The sequence below is a fragment of the Flagellimonas zhangzhouensis genome (genome assembly GCF_900102925.1).
GTDB lineage: Bacteria > Bacteroidota > Bacteroidia > Flavobacteriales > Flavobacteriaceae > Flagellimonas > Flagellimonas zhangzhouensis.
The window spans coordinates 447,146-458,464 of the sequence record NZ_FNKI01000001.1; the positions used below are offsets into that span (position 1 = coordinate 447,146).

Annotated in this window: 10 protein-coding genes; 6 read left to right on the forward strand and 4 right to left on the reverse strand. The window is 40.5% G+C overall.

Annotated features, from left to right (window positions below):
• Window positions 1-44: 44 nt before the first annotated feature.
• Window positions 45-770, reverse strand: a complete 726-nt coding sequence (locus tag BLQ18_RS01930; protein ID WP_090292113.1) for a metallophosphoesterase family protein — start codon at window positions 768-770, stop codon at window positions 45-47.
• A 154-nt stretch (window positions 771-924) separates the two neighbouring features.
• Here BLQ18_RS01930 and BLQ18_RS01935 point away from each other — a divergent pair, with 154 nt between their 5' ends.
• Both BLQ18_RS01935 and BLQ18_RS01940 read left to right on the forward strand, forming a co-directional pair.
• The gene (locus BLQ18_RS01935) at window positions 925-1,869 is read left to right on the forward strand and encodes a carbohydrate kinase family protein (protein ID WP_090293632.1); all 945 of its coding nucleotides are present in this window, start codon (window positions 925-927) and stop codon (window positions 1,867-1,869) included.
• Entirely contained in the window at window positions 1,869-3,797 is a 1,929-nt protein-coding gene (locus tag BLQ18_RS01940; RefSeq protein WP_090292114.1) for an alpha-amylase family protein, read from the forward strand. The genes BLQ18_RS01935 and BLQ18_RS01940 overlap by 1 nt, the downstream gene beginning before the upstream one ends.
• Here the strand turns inward: BLQ18_RS01940 and BLQ18_RS01945 are convergent.
• Genes BLQ18_RS01945 through BLQ18_RS01955 form a run of 3 tightly spaced genes read right to left on the reverse strand, consistent with a single transcriptional unit; the run spans window position 3,794 to window position 6,565 of the window.
• The gene (locus BLQ18_RS01945; protein ID WP_090292116.1) at window positions 3,794-4,930 is read right to left on the reverse strand and encodes an ATP-binding protein; all 1,137 of its coding nucleotides are present in this window, start codon (window positions 4,928-4,930) and stop codon (window positions 3,794-3,796) included. The genes BLQ18_RS01940 and BLQ18_RS01945 overlap by 4 nt on opposite strands.
• The gene (locus BLQ18_RS01950) at window positions 4,927-5,682 is read right to left on the reverse strand and encodes an SDR family NAD(P)-dependent oxidoreductase (RefSeq protein WP_090293633.1); all 756 of its coding nucleotides are present in this window, start codon (window positions 5,680-5,682) and stop codon (window positions 4,927-4,929) included. Before BLQ18_RS01950 ends, BLQ18_RS01945 begins: the two co-directional genes overlap by 4 nt.
• 10 nt (window positions 5,683-5,692) lie before the next feature.
• On the reverse strand, window positions 5,693-6,565 hold the full coding sequence (locus BLQ18_RS01955; RefSeq protein ID WP_090292118.1) for an aldo/keto reductase: 873 nt from the start codon (window positions 6,563-6,565) through the stop codon (window positions 5,693-5,695).
• A 158-nt stretch (window positions 6,566-6,723) separates the two neighbouring features.
• Between BLQ18_RS01955 and BLQ18_RS01960 the strand changes: the two genes are divergently transcribed.
• The 4 genes from BLQ18_RS01960 (at window position 6,724) to BLQ18_RS01975 (ending at window position 11,318) form a co-directional block, all read left to right on the forward strand.
• Entirely contained in the window at window positions 6,724-7,725 is a 1,002-nt protein-coding gene (locus tag BLQ18_RS01960; protein ID WP_090292120.1) for an AAA family ATPase, read from the forward strand.
• 69 nt (window positions 7,726-7,794) lie between these two features.
• Complete coding sequence (locus tag BLQ18_RS01965) at window positions 7,795-8,661, forward strand: DUF58 domain-containing protein (protein WP_090292122.1); 867 nt, start codon at window positions 7,795-7,797, stop codon at window positions 8,659-8,661.
• Window positions 8,662-8,666: 5 nt separating this feature from the next.
• The gene (locus BLQ18_RS01970; protein WP_245668050.1) at window positions 8,667-10,319 is read left to right on the forward strand and encodes a BatD family protein; all 1,653 of its coding nucleotides are present in this window, start codon (window positions 8,667-8,669) and stop codon (window positions 10,317-10,319) included.
• A complete protein-coding gene (locus tag BLQ18_RS01975; RefSeq protein ID WP_090292125.1) occupies window positions 10,320-11,318 on the forward strand; it encodes a vWA domain-containing protein in 999 nt (332 codons plus the stop codon).
• Window position 11,319 lies beyond the last annotated feature (1 nt).

The window sequence follows — 11,319 nt, forward strand, 5'->3', positions numbered from 1 at the left end:
ACGGGGTTTTTCACAAAGATCACGATTAATTATGTAAAACCGTGTTAATTTCTTCCTCTTTCCCCAGGATAAAATGTGTGGACAGGTTCACTTTGCCAATATTCTTTTGACGAAACATCCAACATTGTCAATGCCCCCTTAAAAGCGGCACCAGTATCCACATTCCAAACATTGGCCCTATTCTGCGGATGCGCAAACCCTTGTTTGGACAATGGAGTATGCCCAATAAAAACCTCTTTGTAGTGTGTTAATCTTTTGGGAAATTTAGGATCGGTTGGCTTCAATTTAGGGTCGAGAGCCATGGCAAGCTCCCACAGGGTACGATCCCAATAAAAAGATTGTTCAAAATATTCGTAGTCTATTCCCTTAAGATTGGTATATCCTGCATGAAGGTACAGACGGTTATCCTCAGCCAAATAATAGTTTTCAAGTTCTGCGTAAAATTGAAGGTGCAATTCCCATTTGGCTTTATCGGCATTTAAATAAGAAGCTCTAGTTGCTGTTCCCCCATGCGCCAACCATTGTGGATTTTCTTTCTGATCCATGAGCCAAGCCCTACACAATTCATCGTGATTGCCTCTAATAAATGTGCAGTTATATTCTGATTTTAGATTTATAAGAAAATCGATGGTTTCCACCGCGGTGCTCCAAGCATCCACATAATCCCCTAAAAAAATAATATGATCTTCGGAGGTCACTTTTGCTTTGTCCATAAGCTGTTCCAAAGCACGCACTCCTGAATGAATGTCGCCCACTACAAGTGTTCGCATAGAAAAGTTTTTGGCAAAATTACACACAAATGCTCGGGCACATAAAAAATAAAGGAAAGTTTATCAACGGTTTATCCGCTATCTCGTTCAAAAATGCAACTTCAATTTGGTCATCGACTAAAATTCTATGTACCTTAGGATAATTCCAAAGCACATGAAAAAGGTTTTTTGTATTGGGGAACTGTTGATTGATTTTGTCGCGGAACGACAAGGCAATGACCTTTCCAAAGCCACCGAATTCACCAAAAAAGCGGGAGGCGCACCTGCCAACGTAGCTTGTGCCATTTCCAAATTGGGTGGTAACGGGGTTTTTATTGGTTGTGTAGGTGAAGATCCCTTCGGAAAATTTTTGTTGGATACCCTAAAAAATGAAGGTGTAGACATTTCCCATACACAACAATCAGAAACCTTTACCACTCTAGCATTTGTTTCAATCGCCGAAGATGGTGAACGAGATTTTGTTTTTGACCGTGGGGCTGATCGCGAACTCACCTATGATCCCGAATTAAGGAAATCCCTAAAAGGGAATATGCTCCATCTTGGCGCTGCAACAGCTTTGTTGGGTGGACCTCTGGAAAAAGCCTATGGTAAATATTTGTTTGATGGTCTAACCAAGGACATGTTCATTTCATTCGATCCTAATTTTAGAGGTGATCTTTGGAAAGATGATGAGGAAACCTTCATTAAAAAATGTATGCCGCTGGTTGAAAAATCACATTTGTGCAAATTCAGTATGGAAGAAGCACAATTGATCTCAGGAAAACAAGATTTGCATGAAGCCTGCGATAAACTCCATCAAATAGGCACACAGGTCATCACCGTTACGCTTGGAAAAGAGGGGACGCTGTTGAGTGCCAATGGAACCAAGAAAATTATTCCAAGTGTGAGTGTTGAACCTGTTGATACAACAGGAGCAGGTGATGCCTTCATAGGATGTTTACTCTATCAGATATCCGATTTGGGTAATTTTGATCCCGTTTTTGAAGATTTTGATTTATTGGAAAAAATGGTAGCAACCGCAAACAAAGCAGGAGCCATTACCACTACAAAATATGGGGCCATAGTTGCCCTACCGACCAAAGATCAGCTTTCGGAATAATGAACCAGGCGGGATTACATCAAATAGTTGCTTCTCAGTTGAAGAAGAAAGACCCTAAAGCGCTTTTCGAATTGCGAATGGCCACCAATCTCCCACTCATTCAACAATTGTTCTTTTCGCTTTATGATGAAAAAGAACATGACCCATATTTTAAAAAGTTGTTGAGCGTGCTTTCAAAATTGTTTGATGATCGACCCGATGTATTAAAAAAGCAAGATTTGGTTCGGTTGAATTCAGGCAACTGGTATCAATCCGAAAACATTGTGGGCATGCAATTGTATGTGGAGAATTTTAACCACGACCTAAATGGCCTACAAGAAAAAATACCCTATTTCAAAGAATTAGGGGTCAACTTTTTGCATTTGATGCCCATCACCACACGTCCGAAAGGTGAAAGTGATGGAGGTTATGCCGTGAACAGTTATACAGATATCGACCCAAAATATGGCACCAAGGAGGATTTGTTGGGCTTGACAGCCGAATTCAGAAAACAAGGAATCTATTTGATGTTGGATTTTGTGGTGAACCATACTTCCGACGAGTTTTCATGGGCCAAAAAAGCCATAAAAGGCGATAAAAAATACCAAGGGTACTACTACACTTTTGAAGATTACACCATTCCCGAGGCATTTGAAAAAGTATTGCCCGAAGTCTTTCCTGAAACATCACCAGGTAGCTTCACCTTTATTCCAGAAATGGAAAGATGGGTGATGACGGTGTTCAACAGTTACCAATGGGATTTGAATTACACCAACCCCGAAGTGTTTCTGGAAATGCTCACCAATTTGGTGAAATTGACCGATATGGGTGTCGATGTGGTTCGGTTTGATGCATTGGCTTTCCTATGGAAAAAAATAGGAACCATATCCCAAAACTTGCCCGAAGCCCACAATCTGATTGCTTTATTTCGAATGTGTTTGCAAGTGGTAGCACCTGGGACCATTTTATTGGCAGAGGCCATTGTGGCTCCTACTGATATCGTAAAGTATTTTGGAGAAGGTGTTAAGGAAGGCAATGAATGTGAAATCGCTTACAACGCTTCACTCATGGCCTTACTTTGGAATTCCATCGCCACAAAAAAGACATCGTTACTCTATAAAAGCTTGTTGCACGTTCCAGAAAAACCAAAAGATTGTACTTGGATCAACTACATCCGCTGTCATGATGATATTGGCTTGGGTTATGAAAACCATTTGATTCAGGAGTTGGGTTGGAACCCAGAACAGCACCGCAAATTTTTGTTGGATTATTATTGCCAGCGATTGGATTGGTCACCATCCAAAGGGCTTATGTTTATGTACAACCCAAAAACAGGGGATGGCAGAATTACAGGAAGTGCTGCTTCATTATTGGGATTGGAAAAAGGAATTACCCAAAACAATCCAAAATTGATACAGGATTCAATTGCCAAAATCATCATGCTACATGGCATTATTTTAGCCTTCGGGGGCATTCCACTGATCTACGCAGGTGATGAAATCGGAACTTTGAACGACTACTCTTTTAAAGATGAACCTTCTAAAAAAGAAGATAGCAGATGGGTAAATAGACCTCAACAGAATTGGGAAGTAATTTCCAAATTGGACCAAAAAGAGCTGCCTCAATCCCAAATTTTCCATACCCTGAAACGACTGATTGACATTCGAAAAGGTAATCCTGTATTTGAGGACAACAACGAACTCGAACTTTGCCATACGGGCAATGACCATATCCTGGTTTTTGAAAAAAAGAGAGCTCCGCAAGAAGGACTTATGGTCATTTGTAATTTTGATGAAAACCCACAAGTGGTTGAAACCAGTTGGATGAAGAGAATGGGGTATTTTTCCCAAGGCGACCCTTTTGATTTGGTTTCCGACCAAAAGATTATTTCCAATAGTGGACTTTTGGAATTGGCCCCTTATCAAATGATCTGGCTGAAAAGAGGTTAAGCGTACCTCACCTTTCTCAGAATTCGTTGCGATTCCTTCAAGGATTGATACACATGACTGTCATACGATTTAATGAGTGCCCTAGAACCATCCATTTTATCCTTCGCCTCCTCAAAACCATTCAAATAACAGATCAGATAGGTGGCTGGAAGGTGTGTCATATCCGTATGCTCGGAATCGGTCAAAGGAATTTTGTTTTCCAACTTTCTTAAGAGCGCATTATTGGTGTTGTACACATGGTAAAGTGTTTTTTTGTCGTATTGGGGCGGTTCAAAAATCAATTTACTGTTAATGGTGTACTTGCCATTATCAGAAAAGGTGATGACCATTTCTTCCAAAGGATAATACTTTTGTTGAGACCCAAGTCCCAACTGTACATATTCCAAGGTGCTGAAAGAATCATCATCGTACTCAATGGTGATTTCATCCAATGCAGAATAAAATAGTTTTACCTGTTCGTTTATCAGTTCAATATCAACTCGGGAATAGTAGGTTTTGTTCTTTACCTTTTTCTTGTTTCCCGCCCAACACACCACAAATTGCTCTTTAAAAACTTTATAATTACTTGTAAGATCAGGATGCCTCGTATTAAAAAACTTGATGACGGCATCAAGCGTCAATTCAATATTGTTTCGGGCATGATGCTCAATAGTGGCCACTTTTTCCGAATTGATATCCTTTAGTTCAATATCAAAAGCCTTGGGCAAACTAATACTTCCTTCCCGAAAGAAAACCGCCCCTCCGTAGTACTTCCAAATGTTCTTGCGAAGTGCACAAACTTTCCCGTTGGATGCAATTGTTACCAAACCCACTACCTTGCCCTCAGGCAAATGTGGAAATGGAATATTTTCATAAGAAATTATAGGAGGATTATCCAAATAGGCATTCACCAAATTCTGGATTTTGCTATCGTCAAAGAAATCGACCCCGACAATTTTGTTGTCTTCATCCTCAACACCAATAACAATAAAAGAGTTGTTTTTGGGGTTGGAATTGGCCAAGGCACACACATGTTTGAGGAACTTGGCCTTTCCTTCTTTTTCTCCAATGGATATAAAACGCTTCTTATCGTAAAAACTATTTTCGTCGTTGTGGGCCAATAGATTTTTTACGAGGAGGCGTTTATTGATCATAGCTCCTTCTTCACAATTGTACTGCTCGCCTGAGCTGTTGGCATCACCACCAAATCGGCAATATTTACATGATAAGGTCGAGTGACGACAAATAGGATAATGTCCGCAATATCCTCTGGTTTTAAGGGTTGAAATCCTTTGTACACATTGGATGCCCTTTCGGTATCTCCCTTAAAGCGTACATCGCTGAATTCTGTTTCAACCAAACCAGGGTTTACAGCCCCAACTCGAATGCCATAGGCATTCAAATCAATTCGCATACCCTGGTTAATCGCATCAACTGCATGTTTACTAGCGCAATACACATTGCCATTTGGATAAACTTCTTTACCCGCCGTAGAACCAATATTGATAATATGGCCCGATTTACGCTCCACCATTTTAGGAATAATAGCCTTGGACATGTACAACAGGCCCTTTACATTAATGTCCAACATAGCCTCCCAATCATCAGGATTTCCTTTATCGATGGGGTCTAATCCATGGGCATTTCCTGCATTGTTCACCAAAATATCAATTTGGGAAAACTCTTCTGGCAAACTTTCAATTGCTGAAAAAACAGCCTCTCGATCTCTAACATCAAAATTTAGAATGTGAATGGCAGTATCCCTACCCAATTCATTCATCAGTTGTTCCAAACGCTCTTGCCTACGGCCACACAACACCAGTTTGAACCTCTGTTTTGCAAAAAGTTCTGCTGTTGCTTTACCAATTCCACTTGTGGCGCCTGTTATCAACGCTGTTTTTTTCATATTCAATTTTTTAGGGAACATCATGACCTTGACTTGCTACCAATAAGCTAAACCAGTCCTGAAGTTCCAAATCTATTTTTGCGGCAGCAGCCGATTCTATAATTCTTTCTTTGTTTGTGGTACCGATAACAGGATGCACTTTGGCGGGATGTTTTAAAATCCAAGCCAACAACAATTGACTTTCATTGGCATCATATTTATCCAATAGTGGCTTCATCGCTTTTTTGATGCGTTGGGTTTGCTCATTATCCTCTCGAAACAAATCGCCCAGTGGACTCCATGCCATGGCCAATCTTTTATTGGCAATACAATCATCAAAAGTACCATCGTACATCGGCGCATCATGCGTCAAAGAAAACTCTACTTGGTTCCCAGAAACGGGAATTTCCTTTTCCAGCATGGCTACTTGCGAGGGTGTGAAATTGGAAACCCCAAACGCTTTAATTTTTCCACTGCTCAACAATTCATCTGCAGCCGCAGCAATTTCAGCTGGGTCCATCAAGGGACTTGGACGGTGTACCAAAAGCAAATCCAAATATTCCGTGTGCAGCTTTTTTAGGGATTGCTCCGCAGACCAAACAATGTACTCTTTATCGTACTGGTAATGGTTGATTTTGTTATCCCTGCCTCGTGTCAATTGAATCCCACATTTGGAAATCAATTGGATATTCTCGCGTTCTATTCCACTCTCGGCATAGGCCGATCCAAAATCAGATTCAGTGGAATAACTGCCATAAATATCGGCATGGTCAAAGGTGACCAATCCTTGTTCGATGCAATGGTGCATCAACTCTACCATTTCTTTTTTGGAAAGTTTCTTTCCCCAACTTCCCCAAGTCATCGCTCCCGAGATAATTCGGGAAAATTTCTCATTCTGTATCATATCGGTTGAAAGTATAAAATTAAACCCTTAAATCCTTCATAAAACTAGGGCTTTAGCGATTTTTTTAACCATTAATTAACAGGTTGATTTTAAATAAATTTTCATTTTGCACCTCTTAGCAAAATCACTTACTTTAAACCAAACAACAGGAGCTTATAATGGAAGAAAACACTACTATTGATATTAGTGCAGTGAACGAGAAAATAGCCCAAGAAAGTGCTTTTATTGATCTACTTACCGCTGAAATGAACAAAGCCATTGTGGGACAAAGCCACATGGTGGAACGTTTGCTCATCGGACTTTTGGGAAAAGGACACATTTTATTGGAAGGTGTACCTGGATTGGCAAAAACTTTGGCCATCAACACCTTGGCCAAAGCTGTAAAAGGAGATTTTAGCAGAATTCAGTTTACTCCAGACCTTTTACCAGCAGATGTAATCGGTACGTTGATCTACAACATAAAAGAGAACGATTTCTCCATTAAAAAAGGTCCTATATTCGCCAATTTCGTTTTGGCAGATGAGATCAACAGGGCTCCAGCCAAAGTACAATCCGCGCTTTTGGAAGCCATGCAGGAAAAGCAAGTGACCATTGGTGATGAAACTTTTAAACTGGACGCGCCATTTTTGGTTATGGCCACACAAAACCCCGTGGAACAAGAAGGTACTTACCCACTTCCTGAAGCACAGGTTGACCGTTTTATGCTAAAAACGGTAATCGACTACCCAAAATTGAACGAAGAACAATTGATCATTCGTCAAAACTTGAAAGGAGCTTCCGAACCTATAAAACCTGTTGTTTCCTTGAAGCAGATTTTAAGTGCGCAACAAACCGTTCGTGAGGTTTACATGGACGAAAAGATTGAAAAATATATCCTGGACTTGATTTTTGCTACCAGATATCCTGAAAAATATAACCTAGAAAGCCTAAAGCCCCTGATCAGTTTTGGTGCCTCCCCAAGGGGTAGTATCAACTTAGCAACAGCATCCAAATGCTATGCCTTCATCAAACGAAGAGGTTATGTCGTTCCCGAAGATGTTAGAGCCGTTGTACACGATGTACTCCGCCACAGAATCGGAATTACTTACGAGGCCGAGGCTGAAAATATAACTTCCGAAGAAATCATCAACAAGATTGTAAACGAGGTAGAGGTGCCTTAGCGGTTCAACGTTTATCGGATAAAGTAACCCACTACTTTTAACCAACCGTAAACCTATTTTTTGAACCAAATGGATACGAAAGAACTACTAAAAAAAGTACGTAAGATTGAAATAAAGACAAGGCGTCTATCCGACCATATTTTTGGTGGGGAGTATCATTCTACGTTCAAAGGTAGGGGTATGACCTTTAGTGAAGTTCGCCAATACCAGTTTGGTGATGATGTTCGAAGTATTGACTGGAACGTAACTGCCCGTTACAACGAACCCTATGTAAAAGTTTTTGAAGAGGAACGCGAACTTACCATGATGTTGATGGTGGATGTGAGTGGTTCCGAACTTTTTGGAACTTCCAACCAGTTCAAAAAAGAAGTGGTGACCGAAATTTCAGCAACTTTAGCTTTCTCTGCGCTTCAAAATAACGATAAAGTAGGTGTGATTTTATTTTCGGACGAAGTGGAACTCTTTATTCCACCCAAAAAAGGAAAAAGTCACGTGTTGCGCATCATTCGTGAGTTGTTGGAATTTCAACCCAAAAGCAGTAAAACTAACATTGCCGAAGCCTTGAAGTTTTTGACCAATGTGATGAAGAAAAAAGCTATCGTTTTTGTGCTTTCTGACTTTATTGCAGACGATTACGACAACACGCTTCGCATTGTGGGCAACAAACACGATGTTACGGGGATCCGAATTTATGACGAACGAGAAGAGTCCATCCCCAATTTGGGAATGGTTCAAATGCAAGATGCCGAAACAGGAGAATTGCAATTGGTGAACACCCAATCCAAACAAGTTCGAATGGCCTATGGAAAATACTATTCCGAAAAAGTATCCTATTTTACGGATTCTTTTACCAAATCGGGCTGCGGTGTGATCAATTGTAGAGCAGATGAAAGTTATGTAAGAAAACTGTTGGGCTATTTTAAAAGAAGAGGATAATACGAATGCAAACATTGAATAGAAATACCAACAAAAGTTTCCCCTTATTAAGATGGGGTATTTTGTTTTTATTGATATGTCCTTTGATAGGTTTTGCGCAATCGAGCCCAAATGTTTCGGTTGATGTGGATACCCTTTCCATTAAAATTGGGGAGCAAATCCAATATGCGATTACCGTCGAGGCCGATTCATTGGATGTGGTACATTTCCCAGAGGGACAAACCTTTTCCCCATTGGAAACTGTCGAAGCCATTATGGCCGATACCATCAAAAACAATGAAAAGGTAATTCTTCAAAAAATATACTCCCTTACCCAATTTGATAGCGGTGCTTATACGATTCCACCACAGCGAATTGCCATCAACGAACAGCCTTTTTTCACTGATTCGTTCCAAGTAAAGGTCGCTGATGTTGTCGTGGACACCACCAAGCAAAAAATGTACGACATCAAACCCTTGATTGCGGTTGAGCGTAGCAGAGCTCAATTCTGGCTCACCATTCTTTACATTGTTCTTGGTTTGGCAATAATCGGCGGATTGGTTTATTGGTTCTTTTTAAGAAAGAAACCTTTGACTGAGGAAGAAAAAGAAGCTTTGCTTCCGCCATACGATCGTGCTATTTTGGAATTGAAGAAATTGGAAAATTCCAGATACCTCATTCAAGATGAGTACAAACAATACTATTCCGAACTGACCAATATAGTTCGAATGTATTTGGAAGAAGACGTACATGTCACCGCCATGGAAAGCACCACTTCCGAATTGATCACCAAGTTGGAAATGTTACGTGATGCTGGTGAATTGAAATTGGAGGATGACACCCTTCAGCAATTCCAAAAAATATTACAGACTGCGGATTTGGTAAAATTTGCCAAGTCCAAACCAGCTACCTCAGTAGCAGAGCAAGACCGCCTTTTGGTGGAGCAAATTGTTACTCAAACCCACGATGGTCTTCCAGAACCTACCGAAGAAGATTTATTGCTGAACGAAGAATATCTCGAAGAACTCGCGCGTCAAAAACAACGCAAGAGAATTTATTTGGCTGCGGCCATTTTTGCTGGATTAATCGTGATTGGAAGTGGAATTTCCGTTGCCTATTTTGGATTCAAGCAGGTAAAAGACACCGTTTTTGGCTATCCAACCAAAGATTTGTTGGAAGGAGAATGGGTTGCCAGTTCTTATGGTTTCCCTCCCATTGAAGTGGAAACACCAGACGTATTGGTTCGCCAAGAAGTTGAAATTCCTGCTGAGACCAAAGAGTTGATTAAGGAGCTTCAAACCTTCTCCTACGGAAGCTATGTCGGAATCTTTTCGGTGAGTACAAGTTCCGTCACTTACAAAGAGCAAAACGAGCCTAACTTCGAAGCTGTAATTGGTGCAACCTTGACCAACTTTGAACAATTGGGTTTAAAAAATATTATTACCAAACAAGAAGAGTTTGTGACCCAATCTGGAGTAAAAGGCATGAAAACCTTTGGGACAGGGTCTTTTGAAAATCCCGCAAGTGGAGATGACAAAAAAGCGAAGTACAATATCCTCACCTTTGGTGGTAAGGGTTTTATACAACAATTGGTCATAACCTGGGAAGATGGAGATGAGTATGCTGAACAAATCGTTGATCGAATTTTGGGCAGTTTGGACGTAAAAACACAAGTATAAATGTTTGAAAATATAGAATTCGCAAACCCTGAATTTTTCTGGTTGCTTCTTTTGCTTCCATTGGCTTTGCTATGGTATTTTTTCAGACGCAAAAACGAAATGGCGTCCTTGCGCATTTCGAGCATCAAAGGGTTTACCGTTAAAAGTTTTGCCTCCAAATTAAAACCCATCCTTTTTGGATTGCGATTATTGGCCCTTGCAGCCATTATTACCGCTTTGGCAAGACCACAAACTGAAGATATTTCATCCAGAACCAAGACCACGAAAGGTATCGATATTGTGATGGCCATCGATGTTTCGTCCAGTATGTTGGCACGTGACCTTAAGCCCAATCGATTGGCAGCTTTAAAAGAAGTGGCCGCCGATTTTATCGAAAAAAGACCCAACGACCGTATTGGTCTGGTGGGTTATGCTGGGGAAAGCTATACCAAAACTCCTATTACCAGTGATAAGGCTATAGTGCTAAATGCCCTAAATGAAATTACCTACGGGGAACTGGAAGATGGTACCGCCATTGGAATGGGATTGGCCACAGCAGTAAACCGATTGAAAGAAAGCAAGGCCATCAGTAAAGTTATCATTCTTTTAACGGATGGTGTCAATAATTCTGGCTTTATTGAGCCTAGAACTGCAGCTGATCTTGCCGTTGAATTTGGTATTAAAACCTACACAATCGGATTGGGAACCAATGGAAATGCATTGTCCCCTATTTCCTATAATCGCGATGGTTCTTTTCGCTACGGAATGCGCCAAGTGGAGATTGATGACAAGTTATTGGAAGAAATAGCCAAAGTAACTGGAGGAAAATATTTCCGTGCTACGGATAACGAGTCCTTGGAAGAGATTTATGATGAGATCAACAGTTTGGAAAAAACAGAAATAGAGGAATTCAAATATTATAAATACGAAGAGAAATTCCGCCCTTTGATTTTCTTGGCAGGAATTTTATTGCTGTTGGAATGGGCTTTGCGCAATTCCATATTTAAAAGTTTTATTTAAG

What these genes read in the sequence shown, in the direction of transcription:
- BLQ18_RS01930 (WP_090292113.1), bottom strand. Translation starts at nt 770, where the DNA reads ATGCGAACACTTGTAGTGGGCGACATTCATTCAGGAGTGCGTGCTTTG.
- BLQ18_RS01935 (WP_090293632.1), top strand. Translation starts at nt 925, where the DNA reads ATGAAAAAGGTTTTTTGTATTGGGGAACTGTTGATTGATTTTGTCGCG.
- BLQ18_RS01940 (WP_090292114.1), top strand. Translation starts at nt 1,869, where the DNA reads ATGAACCAGGCGGGATTACATCAAATAGTTGCTTCTCAGTTGAAGAAG.
- BLQ18_RS01945 (WP_090292116.1), bottom strand. Translation starts at nt 4,930, where the DNA reads ATGATCAATAAACGCCTCCTCGTAAAAAATCTATTGGCCCACAACGAC.
- BLQ18_RS01950 (WP_090293633.1), bottom strand. Translation starts at nt 5,682, where the DNA reads ATGAAAAAAACAGCGTTGATAACAGGCGCCACAAGTGGAATTGGTAAA.
- BLQ18_RS01955 (WP_090292118.1), bottom strand. Translation starts at nt 6,565, where the DNA reads ATGATACAGAATGAGAAATTTTCCCGAATTATCTCGGGAGCGATGACT.
- BLQ18_RS01960 (WP_090292120.1), top strand. Translation starts at nt 6,724, where the DNA reads ATGGAAGAAAACACTACTATTGATATTAGTGCAGTGAACGAGAAAATA.
- BLQ18_RS01965 (WP_090292122.1), top strand. Translation starts at nt 7,795, where the DNA reads ATGGATACGAAAGAACTACTAAAAAAAGTACGTAAGATTGAAATAAAG.
- BLQ18_RS01970 (WP_245668050.1), top strand. Translation starts at nt 8,667, where the DNA reads ATGCAAACATTGAATAGAAATACCAACAAAAGTTTCCCCTTATTAAGA.
- BLQ18_RS01975 (WP_090292125.1), top strand. Translation starts at nt 10,320, where the DNA reads ATGTTTGAAAATATAGAATTCGCAAACCCTGAATTTTTCTGGTTGCTT.